Annotated in this window: 18 protein-coding genes; 11 read left to right on the top strand and 7 right to left on the bottom strand. The window is 67.8% G+C overall.

What is annotated here, in order from left to right:
- Window positions 1-109 precede the first annotated feature (109 nt).
- From lipA to rarD, 5 genes are all read left to right on the top strand, one after another.
- Entirely contained in the window at window positions 110-1,126 is a 1,017-nt protein-coding gene (lipA, locus tag OY559_RS17145; RefSeq protein WP_277727489.1) for a lipoyl synthase, read from the top strand.
- 209 nt (window positions 1,127-1,335) lie between these two features.
- On the top strand, window positions 1,336-3,516 hold the full coding sequence (locus OY559_RS17140) for a carboxy terminal-processing peptidase (RefSeq protein ID WP_277727487.1): 2,181 nt from the start codon (window positions 1,336-1,338) through the stop codon (window positions 3,514-3,516).
- Window positions 3,517-3,643: 127 nt separating this feature from the next.
- Window positions 3,644-4,498: a methylated-DNA--[protein]-cysteine S-methyltransferase gene (locus tag OY559_RS17135; protein WP_277727485.1), complete on the top strand. Its 855-nt coding sequence runs from the start codon at window positions 3,644-3,646 to the stop codon at window positions 4,496-4,498.
- Between the two features lie 295 nt (window positions 4,499-4,793).
- Window positions 4,794-5,702, top strand: coding sequence for a drug/metabolite exporter YedA (yedA, locus tag OY559_RS17130; RefSeq protein ID WP_277727483.1), 909 nt, complete (start codon window positions 4,794-4,796; stop codon window positions 5,700-5,702).
- Window positions 5,699-6,604 carry an EamA family transporter RarD gene (gene rarD, locus OY559_RS17125; RefSeq protein ID WP_277727481.1) on the top strand — a complete coding sequence of 302 codons (906 nt, stop codon included), beginning with the start codon at window positions 5,699-5,701 and terminating at the stop codon, window positions 6,602-6,604. The genes yedA and rarD overlap by 4 nt, the downstream gene beginning before the upstream one ends.
- Window positions 6,605-6,688: 84 nt before the next feature.
- Here the strand turns inward: rarD and OY559_RS17120 are convergent, their stop codons facing one another.
- The 3 genes from OY559_RS17120 to OY559_RS17110 form a co-directional block, all read right to left on the bottom strand.
- Complete coding sequence (locus tag OY559_RS17120) at window positions 6,689-7,270, bottom strand: hypothetical protein (RefSeq protein ID WP_277727479.1); 582 nt, start codon at window positions 7,268-7,270, stop codon at window positions 6,689-6,691.
- Between the two features lie 11 nt (window positions 7,271-7,281).
- Complete coding sequence (locus OY559_RS17115; RefSeq protein WP_277727477.1) at window positions 7,282-9,477, bottom strand: xanthine dehydrogenase family protein molybdopterin-binding subunit; 2,196 nt, start codon at window positions 9,475-9,477, stop codon at window positions 7,282-7,284.
- A 63-nt stretch (window positions 9,478-9,540) separates the two neighbouring features.
- Window positions 9,541-9,996, bottom strand: coding sequence for a (2Fe-2S)-binding protein (locus OY559_RS17110; RefSeq protein WP_277727475.1), 456 nt, complete (start codon window positions 9,994-9,996; stop codon window positions 9,541-9,543).
- Window positions 9,997-10,167: 171 nt separating this feature from the next.
- On the opposite strand from OY559_RS17110, the gene OY559_RS17105 reads away from it, so the two are divergent.
- Together OY559_RS17105 and OY559_RS17100 are read left to right on the top strand one after the other, a co-directional pair.
- Complete coding sequence (locus tag OY559_RS17105; protein WP_277727473.1) at window positions 10,168-11,127, top strand: XdhC family protein; 960 nt, start codon at window positions 10,168-10,170, stop codon at window positions 11,125-11,127.
- A complete protein-coding gene (locus tag OY559_RS17100) occupies window positions 11,124-11,732 on the top strand; it encodes a nucleotidyltransferase family protein (RefSeq protein WP_277727471.1) in 609 nt (202 codons plus the stop codon). The genes OY559_RS17105 and OY559_RS17100 overlap by 4 nt, the downstream gene beginning before the upstream one ends.
- A gap of 44 nt (window positions 11,733-11,776) precedes the next feature.
- Here the strand turns inward: OY559_RS17100 and OY559_RS17095 are convergent, their stop codons facing one another.
- From OY559_RS17095 to OY559_RS17080, 4 genes are all read right to left on the bottom strand, one after another.
- Window positions 11,777-13,090, bottom strand: coding sequence for an ABC transporter permease (locus OY559_RS17095; RefSeq protein WP_277727469.1), 1,314 nt, complete (start codon window positions 13,088-13,090; stop codon window positions 11,777-11,779).
- A gap of 12 nt (window positions 13,091-13,102) precedes the next feature.
- A complete protein-coding gene (locus tag OY559_RS17090; protein WP_277727467.1) occupies window positions 13,103-14,263 on the bottom strand; it encodes an ABC transporter permease in 1,161 nt (386 codons plus the stop codon).
- An 11-nt stretch (window positions 14,264-14,274) separates the two neighbouring features.
- On the bottom strand, window positions 14,275-14,964 hold the full coding sequence (locus tag OY559_RS17085; RefSeq protein WP_277727465.1) for an ABC transporter ATP-binding protein: 690 nt from the start codon (window positions 14,962-14,964) through the stop codon (window positions 14,275-14,277).
- A gap of 510 nt (window positions 14,965-15,474) precedes the next feature.
- Window positions 15,475-16,719, bottom strand: a complete 1,245-nt coding sequence (locus OY559_RS17080; RefSeq protein WP_277727463.1) for an efflux RND transporter periplasmic adaptor subunit — start codon at window positions 16,717-16,719, stop codon at window positions 15,475-15,477.
- Between the two features lie 233 nt (window positions 16,720-16,952).
- Between OY559_RS17080 and OY559_RS17075 the strand changes: the two genes are divergently transcribed.
- The 4 genes from OY559_RS17075 (at window position 16,953) to OY559_RS17060 (ending at window position 20,669) form a co-directional block, all read left to right on the top strand.
- A complete protein-coding gene (locus OY559_RS17075; protein WP_277727461.1) occupies window positions 16,953-17,870 on the top strand; it encodes an ABC transporter ATP-binding protein in 918 nt (305 codons plus the stop codon).
- Window positions 17,870-18,628 (top strand): ABC transporter permease, encoded by a 759-nt coding sequence (locus OY559_RS17070; protein WP_277727459.1) that lies wholly within the window; start codon window positions 17,870-17,872, stop codon window positions 18,626-18,628. The genes OY559_RS17075 and OY559_RS17070 overlap by 1 nt, the downstream gene beginning before the upstream one ends.
- Before the next feature lie 28 nt (window positions 18,629-18,656).
- Window positions 18,657-19,859: a sensor histidine kinase gene (locus OY559_RS17065; protein ID WP_277727457.1), complete on the top strand. Its 1,203-nt coding sequence runs from the start codon at window positions 18,657-18,659 to the stop codon at window positions 19,857-19,859.
- Between the two features lie 207 nt (window positions 19,860-20,066).
- A complete protein-coding gene (locus OY559_RS17060; RefSeq protein WP_277727455.1) occupies window positions 20,067-20,669 on the top strand; it encodes a response regulator transcription factor in 603 nt (200 codons plus the stop codon).
- The last annotated feature ends 92 nt before the right edge of the window (window positions 20,670-20,761 follow it).

The raw sequence follows: 20,761 nt of genomic DNA, 5'->3' as shown, positions 1-20,761 counted from the left end.
GCCTCCCGCCGTGACCCAGGGCCTCTGCCCGGGCGTCGTTCCCATGCGTCGGGAGGTGGATGACATGAGGTGCCCCGAGGGCGAGAGGCGAAAGCGGTAGAATTGGCCCATGACCGATACCCCCGCACGCGTTATTCCGCTCCAGGTCGTCAGTTCTTCGCCTGCTCCCCTGGAGACGGGCGCCAAACAGCTGGGGGGCGACAAGATCGGGCGTTCGCCGGTCCAGTTCGCGGACGCGCCGGTACTTCGCAAGCCGTCATGGATCCGGGTCCGCATCCCTTCCGACGGATCGGTGGCCAAGCTGAAGGCAAAACTGCGCGAGAACCGCCTGGTCACCGTCTGCGAAGAAGCCAGCTGCCCGAACATCCATGAGTGCTTCGGCCATGGCACGGCCACCTTCATGATCCTCGGCGAAGTCTGCACGCGGCGCTGCTCGTTCTGCGACGTCGCCCATGGCCGTCCGAAGCCGCCCGACGCGTCCGAGCCGCTGAGCCTTGCGCATACCGTCGCCGACATGGGCCTGAAGTACGTGGTGGTGACCAGCGTGGATCGCGATGACCTGCGCGACGGCGGTGCCCAGCATTTCGTCGACTGCATCGCCGCCATCCGCGAACACTCGCCCGCGACCCGCATCGAGATACTGACCCCGGATTTCCGCGGCAAGGGCCGCATGGACCGCGCGCTGGACATCCTGGCGGTGAATCCGCCGGACGTGTTCAACCACAACATCGAAACCGTGCCGGACCTGTACCCGAACGTCCGCCCCGGCGCCGACTACCAGTGGTCGCTGACGCTGCTGCAGCGGTTCAAGCAGCAGCACCCGCACCTGCCCACCAAGTCCGGCATCATGCTGGGGCTGGGCGAAACCATGGAGCAGGTGCAGGCCACGCTGCGCGACCTGCGCGCGCACGACGTGGACATGGTGACCATCGGCCAGTACCTGCAGCCCACGGCCCACCACCATCCGGTGCTGCGCTACTGGACCCCGGAAGAGTTCAAGGAACTGGAGCTGTACGGCAACGCGCTGGGCTTCAGCCATGTGGCGTCCGGCCCCCTGGTCCGTTCGTCCTACCACGCCGACCAGCAGGCCGCGCAGGCGGCCCACGCCGCGCAACAGGCGGGCTGAGCCCCGTTCCGGAACCGTGACGCCGACCCTCCTGGCGGCGTCGCCGTATCCGCATCCAGGCCACGGCACGGCCACGGTTCACCTTTTCCTACGTTCCGGCCTATAGGCTGCCCAAAGGCAGATGACAACGCACGCAACTTTGTGCACTGTCGGCGTGTCGAATCCGCAATCCGTTCCAGCCTGACGGGCCTCCCGGCCATGAGTACGCAATGACACTGAAGAAAGCCCCCCTCCTGCTGTTGGCCCTGGCCCTCTCGACCCCGCTTGCGCTGCTTGCGCGCGGCGACGGCGGCGCGGTCGCGGTGGCACCGACCACCGACCAGTCCAACACGTCCAAGCTGGTCTACGGCCTGCTGTCCGACAGCCGCTATGCGTACCGTCCGCGGCCGCTGGACGACACGCTGTCGCAGGATGTCTTCAAGCGCTATTTCGAAGCCCTGGATGGCGGCAAGCAGTTCTTCACCGCTGCGGACGTGGAGCGCTTCTCGCCCTACAGGACCAAGATGGATGATGCGATCCGCAGCGGCGATCTTGCGCCGGCCTATGAGATCTTCACCGTCTACAAGCAGCGGGTCGGCCAGCGCGTGGCGTTCGCACGCGCGCTGCTGAAGCAGGACTTCGACTTCAACGGCGACGAGCGCTGGGAGTACGATCGAGAGGATGCGCCGTGGGCCGCCGATGGCAAGGCCCTGGATGCGATCTGGAAGAAGTCGGTGATGAACGACTGGCTGCGCCTGAAGCTGGCCGGCAAGAAGCCCGATGACATCCGCAAGACGCTGGACAAGCGCTACGCCAACCTGCAGCGCAGCATCAACGAACTGAAGACCGAGGACGTCTTCCAGACCTTCCTCAACGCCTACACCAGTGCGATCGATCCGCACACGGATTACTTCACGCCGCGCACGGCGGAGAACTTCAACCAGTCGATGTCGCTCTCGCTGGAAGGCATCGGCGCCGTGCTGCAGCGGCAGGACGACCTGGTCGCCGTCCGCGAGATCGTGCCGGGCGGTCCGGCCGACCTGAGCGGCAAGCTCAAGGTGGGCGACCGCATCGTCGCCGTCGGGCAGGGCAAGTCCGGGCCGCTGACCGACGTGATCGGCTGGCGCATCGACGATGTGGTGGCCCAGATCCGCGGCAAGAAGGACACCCAGGTCCGCATCGAATACATCCCGGTCGAGGCCGGCATCGATGGCAAGCATGCGCAGGTCACCATCACGCGCCAGAAGGTCAAGCTGGAAGAGCAGGCCGCGAAGGCGGAAACCATCACCCTGCCCGCCAGCGCGGGCGAGGCCGAGCGCCGCATCGGCGTGATCAAGCTGCCGGCGTTCTACCAGGATTTCGAAGGCCGTCGCCGCAACCCGAACGACTTCAATTCCGCCACCCGCGACATCGCCAAGCTGCTGGTGCAGTTCAAGGAACAGGGCGTGGATGGCGTCGTCATGGATCTGCGCAACAACGGCGGTGGCTCGCTGGACGAGGCGGTCGAACTCACCGGCCTGTTCATCGACAAGGGTCCGGTCGTGCAGGTGCGCGAGTCCGGTGGCCGCGTGACCGTCAACAGCGACCGCAAGACCGGTGTGGCCTGGGAAGGTCCACTGGCGGTGCTGATCAACCGCGGTTCGGCCTCGGCTTCGGAGATCTTCGCCGGTGCCATCCAGGATTACGGCCGCGGCCTGGTAATCGGTGAAACCAGCTTCGGCAAGGGCACCGTGCAGAACATGGTCGACCTGGACCGCTGGCCTGCCAACGAAGCGCCGCGCTTCGGTTCCGTGAAGCTGACCATCGCCCAGTTCTTCCGCGTGGCGGGTGGCAGCACCCAGCACAAGGGCGTGGTACCGGACATCGCGTTCCCGGTCAGCGTGGACGCCAGCGAGTACGGCGAGAACACCTACGACAACGCATTGCCGTGGACCCGCATCGCCGCCGTGCCACATACGCAGTACGGCAACTTCGCGCCGTTGCTGCCCCGCCTGGAGGCCTTGCACGCGGCGCGTTCGGCCAAGGACAAGGAGTTCCAGTGGTGGTCGGAAGACGTGGCGCAGTTCCGTGCCGAAGCGGCGAAGAAGTATGTTTCGCTCAACGAAGCCGAACGCCGCGCGGAGCGTGACCGCCAGGAAACGCAGCGCAAGCAGCGGCAGGCCGAGCGCAAGGCGCTGGGCCTGGCATTGGATCCGCTGGCCGAGGACCTGGCCGATGACGGGCTGGGTGCTTCCGAGCGCGACATCGTGAAGGATGCGCAACGCGAGAAGCTGGCCGACAAGCGTCCGGACCCGCTGCTGCGCGAATCCGCCGCCATCCTCTCCGATGCCATCAGCGTCCTGGGCCAGGACCGCAAACTGTCGGCGCAGGTACTGCCCGATTCGCCGGGTCCGGGTCGCTGGGCGGAGTGAGGTAGAGCGGAGCGTGCTCCGCTGCCGTTGCCGCGGTTGCAGGGAGAGTCGAGCAAGCCCGACGCTCCCGGCGCCGGGGCGCAAGATCCGGATAGTCCCGCCGTCGCGCGCGCCGTAGTCTGGGCGCATGGACACCATGTCGCGCCGATCACTCCCCGTTCCCACCGCCATCGCTGCCGATCCGCTGGATCGGGCGCGTCGCCTGCTCGACGAGGGTGAACCCTCGCTGTCGGATCTGGCCACGCACACCGGCCTCAGTGCTTCGCATTTGCAGCGTCGTTTTCGCGCGCGCTTTGGCCTGAGTCCCGCCGAGTATCTGGCCCGCAAGAAGCTGGGCACGCTGAAGAGCGCCCTGCGCGAAGGGCGCGATGTCACCACCGCGCTGTACGACGCCGGCTATGGTTCGCCATCGCGATTGTACGAGCAGGGTGCGGCGAAACTCGGCATGACGCCGGCCATCTACCGCGCAGGCGGCCGTGGCGTTGCGATCCGCTGGACACTCGTCGACACCGTGCTCGGCCGCACGCTGGTGGCCGCCACCGAGCGCGGTATCTGCGCGGTGGAACTGGGTGGCGACGACGATGCACTGGAACGACGGCTGCGGGAGGAGTTTCCTCTGGCGCAGCTCGAACGTGTCGAGGCGGGGCGCGACGACTTCCTCGCACCGCGTCTGCGTGCGGTGGCGGAACGGTTGGCGGGTGGCGACGCCGAGGTGCCGGTGGACCTGCTGGGTACGGGCTTCCAGCAGCGCGTGTGGGACGCGCTGATGAAGATTCCGGCGGGCGAGACCGTCAGTTATGCCGGGCTGGCGGAATCGCTGGGCGCGCCGCGCTCGGCACGCGCCGTGGCCAGCGCATGCGCGCGCAACCGCATCGCGGTGGTCGTTCCCTGCCATCGCGTGATCCGGGGCGATGGTTCGCTCGGTGGCTATCGCTGGGGCTTGCCGCGCAAGCAGCAGTTGCTGGCGCGCGAGCGTGGCTGAGCCGGCATGCACTGTGGGAGCGACGCGAGTCGCGATGCGCGCCCGGGTCGGAGAGCTTGAGGGGTCGGGAAGTCCAGCCGTGGGAGCCTCCGTGTTGCGGTCGGGCATCGGGCCTGTCCCGCGCTTGCCGCGACTGACGTCGCTCCAACAACCGGGACCACCGGTTCGACAACAGGCTTGAACGCAATTCAAGCCGGGCCGGAAAGGTTTCAATCGGACGAGGACATTTTCGCCACGCCTTCGGTCCGCGCCTGGCCTAGAATTGCCTCATACCGCACTCCCCACGGTTCCCCCCATGACCTCATCCGTTTCCGCCGCCGCGCCTGCGCGTGGCGGGTTAGCCGTCGCTGCCGCCCTGGCCATCGTCTATGTGGTCTGGGGCTCGACCTACCTGGGTATCCGCTTCGCGCTGGAAGGCGGCTTTCCGCCGCTGCTGATGGTATCCGGCAGCCGTTTCGTCGTTGCCGGCCTGGTGATGTTCCTGTTCCTGCTGTGGCGCGGCGTCGCGCCTCCCACGCGTGCGCAGTGGAAGAATCTGCTGGTGATGGGCGCGTTGCTGCTGTTGATGGGCAACGGCATGGTGGTGCTGGCCGAACAGACCGTGTCGTCCGGCCTGGCCGCCGTCGCGGTGGCGTCGATGCCGTTGTGGATGGGGCTGTTCGGTGCCATGCGTGGCCAGCATCCGACGAAGGGCGAGTGGTTGGGCATCATCGTCGGCTTCGCCGGCGTGGTGTGGCTCAATGCAGGCAGTTCGCTCACGGGTTCGCCGGTCGGCCTGGTGTTGCTGCTGATCGCGCCGATCGCGTGGGCCTACGGCTCGGTGTGGTCGCGCGGCCGCGACCTGCCGTCGCCGTTCATGACGGCCGCGGCACAGATGCTGGCCGCGGGCGTGATGCTGGTGGTCGCCGGGCTGCTGCACGGCGAACGTTTCCACACGGCGGACTGGACGCTCAGCGGCGCGCTGGCGGTCGCGTACCTGGCGGTGTTCGGCTCGATCATCGCGTTCACCGCGTACGTCTGGTTGCTGCATCACGCGCGTCCGGTGCTGGTGGGCAGCTATGCCTACGTCAACCCGGTGATCGCGGTGGCGCTGGGCGCCTTCATCGCCGGCGAGACGTTCACCACGCATGACATCGGCGCCATGGTGGTGATCCTGGCGGGCGTGGTGGTCATCACCCTGGCGCGCGCGCGGCAAGCGAAATGAGTACGGCACCCATCGACCGCAAAGGACTGGCGATCACCGCCGGCACCTTCCTGATCTGGGGCGTGGTGCCGCTGTACTGGCATCTGCTCAAGGCGGTGCCATCGTTCCAGATCATCGCGCACCGCATCGTGTGGAGCGCGGTGCTGGTGATCGGCTGGTTGTTGCTGAAGAACGGACGCGGCTGGTGGAGGCAGGTGCGTGCGCAACCGCGCGCCGTGCCGTGGCTGGGTGTCAGCAGCCTGCTGATCGCCTTCAACTGGGGCCTCTACATCTGGGCGGTGAACGCGGGCCACGTGGTGGAAACCAGCCTGGGTTATTTCATCAATCCGCTGATCAACGTGGTGCTTGGGGTGCTGGTGCTGCGCGAGCGCCTGACGCCTGCGCAGTGGGTCGCGGTGGGTTTCGCCCTGGCCGGCGTGGCCTGGCTGACGCTGCAGGCGGGCTCGCCGCCGTGGATCGCGCTGGGGCTGGCGTTCTCGTTCGGCCTGTACGGACTGGTGCGCAAGCTGGTCGCGGTGGATCCGGTCGCCGGGCTGGGCGTAGAGAGCCTGTACCTGTTCCTGCCTGCGCTGGCGTATGTGGTGTGGGGCGAGTTCGGCCACGGCGGTGGCTTCGTCAGCGGCTATGGCTGGAAGAACGACCTGCTGCTGGTGTTCGGCGGCGTGGTGACGGCGGTGCCGCTGATCGGTTTCGCCTATGGCGTGCGGCGCATTCCGTTGTCGGTGGTCGGTCTGTTGCAGTACATCGCGCCGAGCATCCAGTTCCTGATCGGCGTGCTGGTGTTCCAGGAAGCATTCGGCATCGCGCGTGCGATCGGCTTCGCGTCCATCTGGACGGGGCTGCTGATCTTCGCCAGCGACGGCCTGTGGCGCGCGCGTCGCCGGGACATGGCGGCGGCATAGCGCGGAGCTTGCACCTCTGCTCGTGGGACCGAGGATGTGAGCCGGGCAAGCTCGGCTCTACGAGGGCGCCGGAGCGCCTGAGTCCTAGCCTTGCGTAGCCGGCGCGGGGCAGGGTCCACCCGCATCGGCCCAGGTCTTGAATGCGGCAACGAACTGGTCGTGCGGTACCGGCACCGGCGCGCGTTCGCCGCCTGGGTTCCAACCCCAGAGCACCAGCTTGTCTTCCGCCACGTGCTTGGTGAGCGCGGCGAAGTCCCGGCCGCCGTTGCGCTTCTTGTCCTGGATCATCGCGCACAGCTGGTCGGCGGGCAGGCCGATCCACGCCATCTTATGGTCCGGTGGCGGCAGCTGCCAGTGCGGGGCGCCGGGCGGCGCGTGCGGGCCGTAGCTGGCCGGCGCGTTCTGCTCGGCGTGGCAGGTGGAGCAGGGCAGGCCGGGGGCGCCCTTGCCGTCGGGTCCGCGCGCGACGTTCATCGCGTGCGGTGTCTGCGCATCGAACTGCAGCGGCTGGTCGCCTGGAATGTGGCAGTTGCTGCAGCGGGGGTGCTGGAACACCTTCTCGACGGTGGCGAAAGCGGTGAGCGCCTGCGCCTTCTGTTCCTCGCTGATGCGCGGGCCGCAGGCGGTAAGCAGAAGCACGGTCAAGGCCATCAGTGCGATGCGCATGGGCGGTCTCCTCAGGCGGTCGGCGTGGGGGTGGCGGATGCGACGGGAAGCTGCAGGGGCAGCTCGCGCAGGCGCTGACCGGTCAGGGCGAACACCGCGTTCGCCACGGCCGGCGCGATCGGGGGCGTCCCGGGTTCGCCCACGCCGCCCATCCGGTCGGTGCTCGGCACGATGTGGACCTCGATCTTCGGCATCTCGTGCATGCGCAGCACGCGGTAGTCGTGGTAATTCGATTCCTGCACCTGGCCCTCCTTCAGCGTCAGCGCGGAATGCAGCGTCGCGCCGAGTCCGAACACGATGCCGGACTCCATCTGCGCTTCCACCGCGGACGGATTGACCGCTACGCCGCAATCGATCGCGCACACCACGCGGTGCACGCGGATCTGGCCGTCCTCGACGGAGACCTCGGCGACCTGCGCGACGTAGCTGCCGAACGACTCGTGCACGGCGATGCCGCGCCCGCGCCCCTGGGTGGCGGGCGTCGACCAGCCCGCTTTCTCGGCGGCCAGGTTCAGCGCGGCGAGATGGCGCGGATGGTCTTTCAGCAGGGCGCGCCGGTACTCCACCGGATCCTTGCCCGCCGCATGCGCCAGTTCGTCGACGACGCTTTCCATCACGAAACCGTTGACGCTGTGCCCCACCGACCTCCACCACAACACGGGAATGCCGGTCCTGGGCGAATGCAGGTCGACGCGGTGCACGGGCGTGCCCAGCACGTAGGGCGAATTGGCGACGCCTTCGGTCGAGGTGGCATCGATGCCGTCCTTGACCATCATCGCTTCCATGAAGGTGCCGGCCATGATCGACTGGCCCACCATCACCTGGTGCCATGCCGTCGGGAAGCCGTCTTCGCCCAGGCCGACCTTGATCTTCTCGACGAACGCCGAGCGGTAGTAACCGCCTCGCGTGTCGTCCTCGCGCGTCCACACCGTCTTGACCGGCGCTTTCGCAGCCTTGGCCACGTGCACGGCTTCGGACACCACGTCCGAATCGGGCGTGGCGCGGCGACCGAAACCACCGCCGAGGAAAGGTGTGTGGATGCGGACTTTCTCGGGGGGAATGCCGAGGATCTTCGCGGAGCTGTTCTGGTCCAGGGTGGGGAACTGCGTGCCGCACCAGATATCGCATTCGCCGTCGGCGATCCTGACGGTACAGTTCAGCGGTTCCATCGCTGCGTGGGCGAGGTAGGGCACGGCGTACTCGGCGTCGACGGTCTTCGCGGCCTTGCTCAGCGTGGCGATGACGTCGCCGGCACGCGCGGCGGTCGGCCCGTCGGTGGTCGCCAGTTGGGAGAATTCCTGCCGCAGCGTCGCGCTGTCGAGCTTGGCGCCGTCGCCGGCTTCCCACACGACCTGCAAGGCGTCGCGGCCCAGCTTCGCCGCCCAGAAGTGGTTCGCCACCACGGCCACGCCGCTGGGCACCTGCACCACGTCGCGCACGCCAGGCACGGCGCGGGCGGCGGTGGCATCGAACGATTTGACCTTGCCGCCGAACACCGGTGATCGCAGCACCACGGCGGTCAGCAGGCCTTCGAACTGGATGTCCATGCCGAACACGGCCTTGCCGGTGATCTTCTCCGGCGTGTCCAGCCGCTTGGTCGCCTTGCCGATCAGCTTCCAGTCCTTCGGGTCGCGCAATGTCAGCGTCTTGGGATCGGGCGGTGCCAGTTTGCCTGCCGCATCGGCGAGTTCGCCGTAGCGCAGGCGCTGACTGCCGGACACCACGGCGCCATTCTCGGTGCGCAGTTCGGTCACCGGCACGTTGAGGCGCGCGGCGGCGGCCTGCAGCAACAGGGTGCGGGCGACGGCGCCGGCCTGGCGATAGCGGTCGAACTCGGACCACGTCGTCGTCGAGCCGCCGGTGCCCTGCATGCCGAACACCGGACTGGTGTAGGCCTTGTCGGCCGGGCCATGCTCGACACGGATCTTCGACCAGTCGGCATCCAGCTCTTCGGCGATCAGCATCGGCAGCGTGGTCCAGATGCCCTGGCCCATCTCGGCATGCGCGAGCAGCACGGTGATCGAATCGTCGGCGGCGATGCGCAGGAATGCGTTCGGTGCGAACGCAGCGGCCGACGCTGCCTGCGCCTCCTGGGCCCAGGCGAAGCGTCGGGCGCCGGGCACGGCGATGGCGACGACCAGTCCGCCGCCCACCAGGGCGGTGGAACGCAGGAAGCCGCGGCGCGAGGATTTCAGTTCAAGGTTCACGGGCACGATCTCCGTCGAACATCGGATCGGAGCCACGGCATGCCTTGCCGTGGCGGTGTGGGATCAGGCCTTGCCCAGTTCCGCCGCGCGGTGCACGGCGGCGCGGATGCGCTGGTACGTGCCGCATCGGCAGAGGTTGCCGGACAGCGCGTGGTCGATGTCGCTGTCGGTGGGCGTGGGCACCGCGGCGAGCAATGCCACCGCCGACATGATCTGGCCGGACTGGCAGTAACCGCACTGCACCACGTCCAGTTCCGCCCATGCCTTCTGCACGGGATGCGAGCCATCGGCGGACAGGCCTTCGATGGTGGTGATCTTCTTGCCGGCGACAGCGGATGCGGGCGTGATGCAGGCACGGAGCGGCGAGCCATCGACATGCACGGTGCAGGCACCGCACTGGGCGATGCCGCAACCGAACTTGGTGCCCGTCAATCCCATCAGGTCGCGCAGGACCCACAACAGCGGCATGTCATCCGGCGCATCGATGTCGCGCTCGGAACCGTTGACGTTCAACTTCATGGTGTCTCCCTGGCGGCGGCGTGGGACCGGATGACGATACTCCGCGGCCCTGTGGCGTGCCAGTGGAACCGGAGGCCACGGCTTGCACGATCCTGCGCCATGCTTGCCCGATGCCCCCGAGGGACTGCCGACCGTTGCCTTCTGCCGGGTGCTTGCGCCATCGTGGTGCGCATGTCGGTCCATCGCCATCCGCTGGAAGTGTCCGCGCGCGCCAGTGATGAAGGCGACGGCAGCGCGCTGGTCGTCGTCGTCGCCACCGAAGGTTCGACCTATGTGCGGCTGGGGGCGATGGCCGTGTTCGCTTCCGATGACACGCAGACCGGCTGGTTGAGCGGCGGTTGCCTGGAGCCGGAAATCGCGCGCCGCGCGCGGCATGCGGTGGCCGGCGGCCATCTCGATGCGATGGAGATCGACACGCGCGACGACGAGGACCTGTTCGCGGGCTCGGCGGTCGGGTGCCGCGGGCGGCTGCGTCTGGTGTTGTTGCCGCTGGACCGGCTGCCGGGTTGGTCGCAGCTGGTGCAGGCGTGGTGGCAGGGCGCGGGTGCGTTGTCGTTGCGGCTCACCGCCGACGGCGGCGTGTCCGCGCGTGCAGGCGGCACGCAACGGACATGGACGCTACCTGTCGCGGCCTCCGTCACGGCGGAGATCTTGGGCGAGGTGACGGTGCCGCCCATATCGCGCGTCGCGATCTTCGGTGCCGGCCCGGAAACACGGATGCTGGTGGCATGGCTGAGCCAACTCGGCTGGCATGTCACCGTGGTGGAACGGCGGGCGCGCTGGATACCCGCGGATGAGGTGGCGGACGAGTGGCGGATGCAGTCGCCCGACGAGGCGCTGCGAACACTGCACCCCATGCCGGATGCCGCGCTGGTGATGCACCACCACTTCGAACACGATCGCGAAGCACTGGTGGCGCTGGCGGAGACGGCGATTCCCTTCATCGGTTTGCTGGGCCCGGTGCGGCGGCGCGAGGATCTGTTGCGGGTGATTCCCGCGCACCTGCATGCGCTGCTGTCGCCGCGGCTGCGCTCGCCGATCGGCTTGAAGCTGGGCGGGCAGGGTCCGGAGGCGATCGTGCTGAGCATCGCGGCGCAACTGCAGGCATGGCATCACGGCGAGCCGGCGTGAGCGGATCGCATGCGGCGGTCGTGCTGGCGGCGGGCGGCAGCACGCGACTGGGACAGCCGAAACAACTGCTGACGCGAGATGGCGAGGCGCTGGTGCACCGTGCGGCGCGTCTCGCGCTCGCGTCCGGTGCGAGCCGCGTGCTGGTGATCGTCGGCGCGCATGCGAAGGAGGTGCGCGCCGCCCTGGGCGACCTGCCGGTGGAGTGCCTCGTCAACACGGCGTGGCAGGCGGGCATGGCCGGGAGCGTGCGGCTCGCGGCTGAAGCGTTGGCGCGGGATGAGGGCGCGACGCTGCTGATGGCCTGCGATCAGCCGGCACTTGAACTGCGTCACCTGCAGGCGTTGCAGTCGGCCGCGCAGCACTCCGTTGCGGGAACCGCGGCCACGCGCTTCGGAGACCGGATCGGCATTCCCGCGCTGGTGTCGCCCGCGATGCTGCGCCAGGCGTGGGCACTGGACGGCGATCGCGGATTGCGTGACGTGCTCAATGCGGCCGGTGCGGACGTCGCCGCCTGCGAAGCGCCCGACCTGGCGCACGACATCGATACCCCGGATGACATCGTCGCAGCCATCGCGAAGGGATGGCTGGATCCGGCGATGCGCTGACGCGGTGAGGGTGCCGGCCGTGCCGGCACCCTCGGGACCCCGGGTCAGATCGCCCGCAACGCCTGCGTGATCGGCAAGCGCGCTGCCCGCAACGCGGGGAACAGGCCGCCCACCAGGCCGATGCCCAGCGCCCACTTCAGGCCGCTCCACAACAGTTCCGGCGTGACCTTGAACTGGAATACCACCTGGCTGAAGTTCGACCCCAACGTCGCCACGCTGTAGCCATTGAAGATGGCCCAGGCGATCAGGCCGCCCAGTACGCCGCCCAGCAGGGCCAGCAGCATCGTCTCCAGCATCACCGCCATCACCACCGGCAGTCCGCGGAAGCCGATCGCCCGCATGGTGGCGATCTCGCGTGCGCGTCCGGCGACCGCCGCGTACATCGTGTTCAACGCGCCGAACACGGCACCCACCGCCATGATCGCGCCGATGACGATGCTGAGCCAGGTGATGATCGTGGTCAGTTGCCGGGTCTGCTTGGAGTAATAGTCCTGCGTGGTCTGTACGTCCAGCTTCAGCCGCGGGTCGTCGTCCAGGGCGGCTTTCAGCTTCGCGAAACCCTCCTTGCCGTCCAGTCCCACGGTGACGGACTGGAAGGCACGCCGGTCGTACGCCGACGAGAGCGTCTCGATATCCGTCCACAGCTCCGAGTCGAAGGCGTCGCCTGCGGCGAACACGCCCACCACCGTCCAGTCCTGATTGCCCAGCTTGATGGTCTTGCCTACGTCCAGCCCGCGATACTGGCCTTTCGCGCCCTGACCCACCACGATCTCGCGCACGCCCACGTTGAACTTGCGGCCCTCGATGATCCTGATGTTCGGTCGGATGGTCCATGCCGCATCGCTGACACCGCGGAACTGCGCGTTGGCATCCTCACCGGTGCTGGCGGTGGGCAGGTTGACCACCTGCGACAGCTCGCCCGACACCACCGCACGGCCCTGCGCATCCTTCGCGATGCCGGGCAGACTGCCGATCAGCGGCGACTGGTCGCGGGTGATGACGGAATTGGTCTCTGCCTGTGAACCGCCGCGCAGCAGGATGGCGGTGGTCTCGTTGCCGGTCTGCTTGAGCGTGGCTTCGAAGCCCGCGCCCATCGCCAGCATCGCCACCAGCACGCCGACCACGCCGGCAATGCCCACGATGATCACCGACGATGCGCCCCAGCGCTGCGGCAGGCTGGCGATGCCGATGCGGGTCGCCGCCAGTGCGACGCGGCCGGTGCGGGTGAAGGCCAGCCACAAGCCCAGCAGCACGACGACGCCCAGCACGCCCTGCCAAGGCAACATGATCCACGCCACCAGTCCCAGGACGATGCAGACCACCGCGATCAGGTTCCCGATCCAGAAATTCTTCTTCATCGCGTTCTCTCCTCAGCGGCCGGCCAGTGCATCGACGATCTTCAGGCGCATCGCGCGCAGCGAAGGCAACGCCCCCACCACCAGGCCGATGCCCACCATCAGGGCCAGGCCCATCACCCATGTCTCGACAGGAATGGAACCGATCGGCAGTGCTCCGCCTGTCAGCGCCGCCAGCACCGGCACCATGATGGCCGCCAGTCCCATGCCGATCAGTCCGCCCAGCACCACCAGCAGCACCGACTCGGCCAGCACCAGCGCCAGCACGCTGCCATTGGTGAAGCCCAGCGTCTTCAGGATGGCCAGTTCCGGCACGCGGTCACGCACGGCCTGCGCCATGGTGTTGCCGGTCAGCAGCAGCAGGGTGAAGAACACCGCGCCCATGATGGCGGTAACGATGAAGCCGATGTCCGCGAACTGCTTGAGGAAGGACTGGTTGAACGCCTGCTCGGTCTGCGACTTGGTCTCGCGGTCGGAATTCTCCGAGATCGCATCGATCGCCTTCGCCACCCGTGTGGCATGGTCCACGTTGTCCAGCTTGACCATGTACCAGCCGACCTGGCCGTTGACGTACTGGTTGGCTTCGTCGAAATACTTCCAGTGGAACAACAACTGGTTCTCCTCGCCCTTCTTCTTGTCGTCGGCGACGACGAACGTGCCACGCAGCGTCAGCGGCCACGCGTTGCTGCCATCCTTCTGCGGGAAGATGGTGGCCTGCAGGGGAATGGTGTCGCCGACCTTCCAGCCGAATTTCTTCGCCAGTGATTCGCCGACGATCGCGCCGGTGCGGTCGTTCTGCCATGCCTTCATCTGCGCGTCGGACACCACGTATTCCGGATACAGCGACAGGTAGTTTTCGCTGACGGAGAAGTTGGGGAAGAAATTCCGCGGGTCCTTGTAGATGCCGCCGAACCACGCGGCGTAGGCCACGTTCTTGACCCCGGGGGTGGACGCGATCTTCTGCTCCAGGTTCAGTGGCAGCATCTGCGTCAGCGACAGCCGCGACGACACCACCAGGCGATCCGCGCCGGCCACGCCGCCGCCGGACGTGAACGCCACGCGCACCGAGTCCAGCAGCCCGAACAGCAGGAACGCCGCCACCACCGACAGCAGCGTCAGCGCGGTGCGCGTCTTGCTGCGGAACAGCGCGGCCCATATCAGCGAGAAATATTTCATGACCGCCTCCGTCAGTGCGCGGCCGGTGTATCGGCCAGTTCGCCCTTGTCCAGGTGGATGGTGTGGGTGGCGTACTCGGCGGCCTTCGGGTCATGGGTGACCATGATGATGGTCTTGCCGTGTTCCTTGTTGAGCATCTGCAGCAGGTTGAGGATTTCCTCGGCCGAATGACGGTCCAGGTCGCCGGTGGGCTCGTCGCAGATCAGGAACGTGGGGTCGGAGACGATGGCGCGCGCGATGGCCACGCGCTGTTGCTGGCCGCCGGAGAGTTCATTGGGGCGATGCGACTTGCGGTCTGCCAAGCCCACCAGTTGCAGCGCGATCTCTGCGTTGCGCTTGCGCTGCGCCGTGCCCAGCTTGGTCAGCAGCAGCGGCAGTTCGACATTGCGCTGCGCGGTCAGCGTGGGCATCAGGTTGTAGAACTGGAACACGAACCCGACATGCGAGCTGCGCCAGTGCGCGAGCTGCCCATCGTTCATCCGGTCGATGCGCTGGCCTTCGATCTCGATCTCGCCGCCGGTGGGCGTATCCAGGCCGCCGATCAGGTTGAGCAGCGTGGTCTTGCCGGAACCGGACGGGCCCATCAGGGCGACGAAGTCGCCGTGCGGGATGTCCAGGTCGATGCCGTGCAGCACCTGCACCTTTTCGGGGCCGCGCTGGTAGGTCTTGGTGAGGTTGCGGAGGGAGACGAGGGAGGACATGGGTGGTTTCCTTCGGTGCGGTTCGGGATGTGGCGCGGGCAGGACGGTGATCGTTGCGGACGATGAGGGCGGCTTCTGACCTGATCGACGGACGGTGCGCGGTCTTTCGTGCGACGAAGCGGGGAGGCGGCTTTCGACACGTTGGCGGTGGTTGGCTGGACGTGGTTGATGTGGGTTGCTGCTTGGCTGATGCGGCTTATCGTTCTGGTGCGCTTGCCGCGGGGCCTTACTTTTCTTTGCTTGTGCAAAGAAAAGTAAGCAAAAGAAACACACCCCGGCGGTCCGCCCGTCGCGTAGCGACGGGTGCGCAGTCCCGGCAGGAATTTCCGGAAGACACATCCTGTGTCATCCGGAAACGGCGCACGTCCTGTGCGCCGCCCCTGCGGGGTTTGACCTGCCGTGCCTGCCGGACCTCAGGGGCCCCGGCAGAGCAAGAGCAAAGGCAACCAGCAACTACCCGGTGATTCGTCGCGGCGTGGGTTTCCTCACGCGCGCCGTTGCAGCGGGGCCTTACTCGGCTTCCTCGGCCAGCTTCACCTTGGCGCCGTCCTTCAGTTCGGCCGGGGCGTCGATGACGACGGTCTCGCCGGCGATCAGGCCGTCGGTCACCTGGACGTCGTCGCCGAGCTTGCCGCCGACCTTCAGCGTGCGCTGTTCGACCGTATCGTCGTCGCCGACCACGAAGGCGACCTGGGCGCCGTCGCGCTCGCTCACGGCGGCGGCCGGTGCGCGCACGCCCTTCGGCGCCTGCGTGGCCTGCGGTTTGGCCGATTCCAGAAAGCTCACGCGCACGCCCATGTCCGGCACGACGCGCGGATCCTTCACGTTCAGCGCCACGCGCACCTTCACCGTCGCCTTGCTGCGGTCGGCGGTGGGAATGATGGCGATCACTTCGCCCGGGATCTGCCAGTCGGGGTAGGCGTTCAACGTGGCCTGGATGGGCATCTTCGGCTGCACGCGGCCGATGAAGGATTCGTTGACCTCTACTTCCACTTCCAGCGAATCCATGTCGACGATGGTGCCTATGCCGGTGCGGGTGAAGCCGCCGCCGGCGGACAGCGGCGAGACGATCTCGCCCGGCTGCGCGGCCTTGGCGATCACCACGCCGGCGAACGGCGCGCGCACGACGGTGTTGTCCAGGCCGATGTCGGCGATCTTCAGGCGGTCGGCGGCGGAGCGTTCATTGCGTTGCGCCGTCAGCACCTGGGCACGCAGCAGGTCGCGTTGCGCCACTGCCTGGTCGTACTGCGCCTTCGACACCAGTTGCTGCGCGGCCAGTGACGAAAGCCGGCGCGCATTCGCCTCGGCTTCCACCAGTTGCGCCTGCACGCCACCGGTCTGGCTGCGCGCGGCCTGCAGCTGGCTCTGCGCCAGGGCACGGTCGGCATCGGCGTCGATCGGTTCCAGGCGCGCCAGCACCTGGCCGGCCTCCACCCGCATGCCTTCCTCGATCAGCACTTCCTGCACCTTGCCGGTGACCTTGGCCGACACGGTGGCCATGCGGCGCGCGACCACGTAGCCCGAAGCATCAAGTACCGTGGCGGCGGCGTTGCCATTGCCCAGCGCGGCGACCGGGGCGGTCTGCACCTCGATGGCTTTCTCTCTCCCAAACACCGCCCAGCCTGCGGCAGCCAGCACCAGCAGCGCGACGATCACGCCCAGCGTGATCCACAGGCCACGGCGCGACGGCGGGGCCGGCGGCGGCGCCTTGCGGTCGATGCGGAGTTCCTTCAGCAGGTCGGCAGACGTGTTCATGCGTATCCAGACGGTGAATGCGGGGAAGTGTGACCAGCAAGAGTAACGGAAGCCTAGTTGCCGGAAGTCACTTCATGCGGCGAAGGCGGATCCCGACCCGCCAGGTTGCACATCCTGCGCTGGCGTCAGCCCTCATCCCAGTGACACCTGTCACCTGATTCGCCTGAGAGGGCGCACTCATCACGGTCGGCGCACAGGGGCACGATGGCGACACCTTCCGATGGGATCCTCGCATGAACGTGGCAAGCCTCACCTCCGCCCCGCTGGCCCGCCTGCGCGGCGTGCGTCACCACTACGGCAGGACGCTGGCGCTGGATGGCCTGGATCTGGCGCTGCCTGCAGGCCAGGTGCTCGCACTGCTCGGTCCGAACGGCGCCGGCAAGACCACGGCGATCAGCCAGCTGCTCGGCCTGCAGCGTCCGGATGCCGGCACGGCCGAATTGTTCGGCCTGCCGCCGCAGGTGCTGGAGGCGCGCCGTCGCACCGGGGTCATGCTGCAGGCTGCCGCCGTGCCCGACACATTGAAGGTACGCGAGCTGATCGACCTGACGCGCAGCTATTACCCGCAGCCGCGCAGCGTGGCTGATCTCATCGCGCTGGCGGGGCTGGATGGCCTGGCGCAACGCCGATACGGCCAGCTGTCCGGAGGCCAGCAGCGCCGCGTGCAGTTCGCGCTGGCCGTCTGCGGCCGCCCGGACCTGCTGTTCCTCGACGAACCCACCACCGGGCTGGACATCGATGCGCGGCAGACGTTGTGGAAGGCGATCCGCGAACTCAGCGCGCAGGGTTGCGCGGTGCTGCTGACGACGCATTACCTGGAAGAAGCGGAAGCACTCGCCGACCGCGTGGTGGTGGTGAATCACGGGCGTGTCATCGCGGAGGGGTCGGTGGCACAGATCCGCGCCACCGTTGCGCACCGCCGCATCCGCTGCGTCAGCGCGGTGCCGGTGGCTCGCGTGCAGGCATGGCCGGGCGTGCAGGCCGCGCTGCACGATGGCGAACGGCTGGAGATCGTCGCCGAAGCCGCCGAGCCCATCGTGCGCCGCCTCCTGGCCGAGGACGCCACCCTGTCCGACCTGGAAGTACAGCGCGCCGGCCTGGCCGATGCGTTCCTTGCCCTGACCCGCGATGCACAGAAGGAAGCCGCCTGATGGACACCATCGCTCCCGTTCCGTTTTCCTCCACCCGCGCGTACGTGCTCGAAGCGCGCTACGAATTCCTCCGCCTGCTGCGCACGCCGTCGTTCTCGTTGCCGTGCCTGTTGTTCCCGCCCGTGTTCTACCTGCTGTTCGGTGTGCTGCTCGGTGGCAAGGGCGGTCCGGCCGCCGCGCAGTACATGCTGGCGGGCTATGGTGTGTTCGGGGTGATCGGCGTGGCGCTGTTCGGCTTCGGCGTGACCGTGGCGATGGATCGCGAGCAGGGCCTGCTGACGCTCAAGCGCGCGCAGCCGATGCCGCCGGGCGCCTATCTGGTGGCGAAGATGGCGATGGCCCTGCTGTTTGCCGCGATCATCCTGGCGCTGCTGGCCACCCTCGCGGCCGGCGTGGCGGGCGTGCAGCTGTCGACCGCGCAGTGGATCGCATGGGCCATTACCTGCCTGGTCGGCGTGCTGCCCTTCAGCGCGCTGGGCCTGTGGCTCGGCACGCTGGTCAGTGGGCGCGGCGCCCCTGCGCTGATCAATCTCATCTATCTGCCCATGGCGTTCCTGTCGGGCCTGTGGGTGCCGCTCACGATGCTGCCGTCGGTGCTGCAGACCATTGCGCCGGCATGGCCGGCGTATCATCTGGCGCACATCGCGCAACAGGCCGTCGGCGCGGGCGCGGGGCGTCCGCTGGGGCTGCACGTGGCCGTGCTGGCCGCCATCACCGCCGTGTTCTTCGTACTGGCCCGCCGCCGCCTGGTGCAGTGAGCCGGAGCACCGGCGCAAGGAGTCGTCCATGAAGCAACTTTCGTCGCCCCTGCTGTCCACGCTGACGCGCCTGCGCGACCGCCTGGTGCCCGAAGCGCTGGGCCTGGGCTGGATGCCCATCTTCCTGCTGGGCTACCTGGTGTTCCTGTTCATGCCTGTCCTGGTGCCCTCCGGTGGCGACTGGGGCGGCAACCTGCAGTGGCGCCTGTGGCCGACGCTGGCATCGATCGCGACATTCCTGCCGATGTACTTCCTCGCCTACCGTGGCAGTGCGATGACGCGGATGCTGTGCACGTTCGGCATCGCTGCACTGGGCTGTGGTTTGATGGCGTACAACGCCTTCTCCAACACCTACATCATCTACGCGGCCGCATTCGTCGCGCTGCTGCCCGGCGCAGTGTGGCTGCGGCTGGCCGTGCTGGCGGCATTGCTGGCCACTTACCATGGCCTGTCGGTGTGGCTGGGGTTCCCGGTGTTCGTACCGGTGCTGACCGCCATCATCTCGGTGGCCGTGTTCACCGGCAACTACTTCCAGTCCGAAACCGTGCGCAAGCGTGCCGAGCTGAAACTGTCGCACGAGGAAGTGCGCCGGCTCGCCGCGCTGGCCGAACGCGAGCGCATCGGCCGCGACCTGCACGACCTGCTGGGGCACACGCTGTCGCTGGTGGCGTTGAAGTCCGACCTGGCCGGCCGACTGATCGACCGCGACCCGCAGGCCGCCCGCAACGAGATCAACGAAGTCAGCCGCGTCGCCCGCGATGCGCTGGCGCAGGTGCGTCGCGCAGTGACCGGCATCCGTGCAGCCGGGCTGGCGGCCGAACTCGCCTCCGCCCGCCTGCTGCTCGAATCCGACGGCGTCACCCTGCGCTACGAAGCGCAGGACGTGGCACTGCCGGCCGATCTGGAGACGGTGCTTGCTTTGAGCCTGCGCGAGGCGGTGACCAACATCCAGCGCCACGCGCGCGCCACGCTCGCCGAGGTCACCCTGGCCTGCAGCGACGGGCACGTGCAACTGCGCATCCGCGACAACGGCGTCGGCAGCGCCGCCGTGCCGGGCAATGGCCTGAGCGGCATGCACGAGCGTGTGGAAGCGCGCGGCGGGCGCCTGCGCATCGACTCCACGCTGCGGCAGGGGACCTGCGTGGAGATCGTGCTGCCGTTGCCATCGGGGGAAGGGATGGAGCCCACGGCCACATCGAAGCCGATCGAAGGCACTGTAGGAGCGACGTGAGTCGCGACCGCACGGCTTGAACGGCGAGATATCGTGGTGAAATGAAGACGCATCCGCATGCATGCGGCCCCGTCATCTCGATCAGCACCGACCGGCTGAAGCCGTGCGGTCGCGACTCACGTCGCTCCTACAAGAAACCGTGCCCACTCCCTCCAGGCGCACGTTATTTGCTAGCGTGGCGACCGACCTTACCGCGATGGCGTTCAAATGATCCGCGTGCTCCTAGCTGAAGACCAGGCCATGGTGCGCGGCGCACTCACCGCGCTGCTGGGCATGGAGAGCGACATCGACGTCGTAGGCAGCGCGGCCGATGGCGAGACCGCATGGCGCGAACTGCAACGGCTCAAGCCCGACCTGCTGGTGACCGACATCGAAATGCCCGGCCTGACCGGACTGGAACTGGCCCAGCGCATCCAGCGGCAGGAACTGCCGTGCAAGGTGGTCATCGTCACCACGTTCGCACGCAGCGGCTTCCTGCGGCGCGCGCTGGATGCGGGTGTCTCGGGTTACCTGCTGAAGGATGCGCCAGCGGAGGACCTCGCCGAGGCGCTGCGCAAGGTGCATCGTGGCGGACGCGCGATCGATCCGCAGCTGGCGGTGGAAGCCTGGTCCGATGCCGACCCGCTCAACGACCGCGAGCGGCAGGTGCTGCGGCTGGCGGGCGAGGGGCAGTCGGCCGGCGACATCGCAAAGCAGCTCAACCTCTCGCAGGGCACGGTACGCAACTATCTGTCCGAAGCCATCGGCAAGCTCGGTGTCGCCAACCGCATCGAGGCCTATCGCCTGGCGCGCCAGCGCGGTTGGTTGTAATCACGCAGCCGTGCCTTTCTGTAGGAGCGACGTAAGTCGCGACCGCAGACCCAGAACCGCGACGCAGCCATCCGATAGACACGAATCGTTGC

The organism is Pseudoxanthomonas sp. SE1, from assembly GCF_029542205.1.
In the GTDB taxonomy this organism is placed as follows: domain Bacteria; phylum Pseudomonadota; class Gammaproteobacteria; order Xanthomonadales; family Xanthomonadaceae; genus Pseudoxanthomonas_A.
This window is presented reverse-complemented; position numbering and strand designations above follow the sequence as displayed.

Coding starts and splice junctions, on each gene's coding strand:
- OY559_RS17095 (WP_277727469.1), bottom strand. CDS start 13,090: ATGAAGAAGAATTTCTGGATCGGGAACCTGATCGCGGTGGTCTGCATC.
- rarD (WP_277727481.1), top strand. CDS start 5,699: ATGAGTACGGCACCCATCGACCGCAAAGGACTGGCGATCACCGCCGGC.
- OY559_RS17140 (WP_277727487.1), top strand. CDS start 1,336: ATGACACTGAAGAAAGCCCCCCTCCTGCTGTTGGCCCTGGCCCTCTCG.
- OY559_RS17080 (WP_277727463.1), bottom strand. CDS start 16,719: ATGAACACGTCTGCCGACCTGCTGAAGGAACTCCGCATCGACCGCAAG.
- OY559_RS17090 (WP_277727467.1), bottom strand. CDS start 14,263: ATGAAATATTTCTCGCTGATATGGGCCGCGCTGTTCCGCAGCAAGACG.
- OY559_RS17105 (WP_277727473.1), top strand. CDS start 10,168: ATGTCGGTCCATCGCCATCCGCTGGAAGTGTCCGCGCGCGCCAGTGAT.
- OY559_RS17070 (WP_277727459.1), top strand. CDS start 17,870: ATGGACACCATCGCTCCCGTTCCGTTTTCCTCCACCCGCGCGTACGTG.
- OY559_RS17085 (WP_277727465.1), bottom strand. CDS start 14,964: ATGTCCTCCCTCGTCTCCCTCCGCAACCTCACCAAGACCTACCAGCGC.
- OY559_RS17110 (WP_277727475.1), bottom strand. CDS start 9,996: ATGAAGTTGAACGTCAACGGTTCCGAGCGCGACATCGATGCGCCGGAT.
- OY559_RS17135 (WP_277727485.1), top strand. CDS start 3,644: ATGGACACCATGTCGCGCCGATCACTCCCCGTTCCCACCGCCATCGCT.
- lipA (WP_277727489.1), top strand. CDS start 110: ATGACCGATACCCCCGCACGCGTTATTCCGCTCCAGGTCGTCAGTTCT.
- OY559_RS17060 (WP_277727455.1), top strand. CDS start 20,067: ATGATCCGCGTGCTCCTAGCTGAAGACCAGGCCATGGTGCGCGGCGCA.
- OY559_RS17120 (WP_277727479.1), bottom strand. CDS start 7,270: ATGCGCATCGCACTGATGGCCTTGACCGTGCTTCTGCTTACCGCCTGC.
- OY559_RS17075 (WP_277727461.1), top strand. CDS start 16,953: ATGAACGTGGCAAGCCTCACCTCCGCCCCGCTGGCCCGCCTGCGCGGC.
- OY559_RS17065 (WP_277727457.1), top strand. CDS start 18,657: ATGAAGCAACTTTCGTCGCCCCTGCTGTCCACGCTGACGCGCCTGCGC.
- yedA (WP_277727483.1), top strand. CDS start 4,794: ATGACCTCATCCGTTTCCGCCGCCGCGCCTGCGCGTGGCGGGTTAGCC.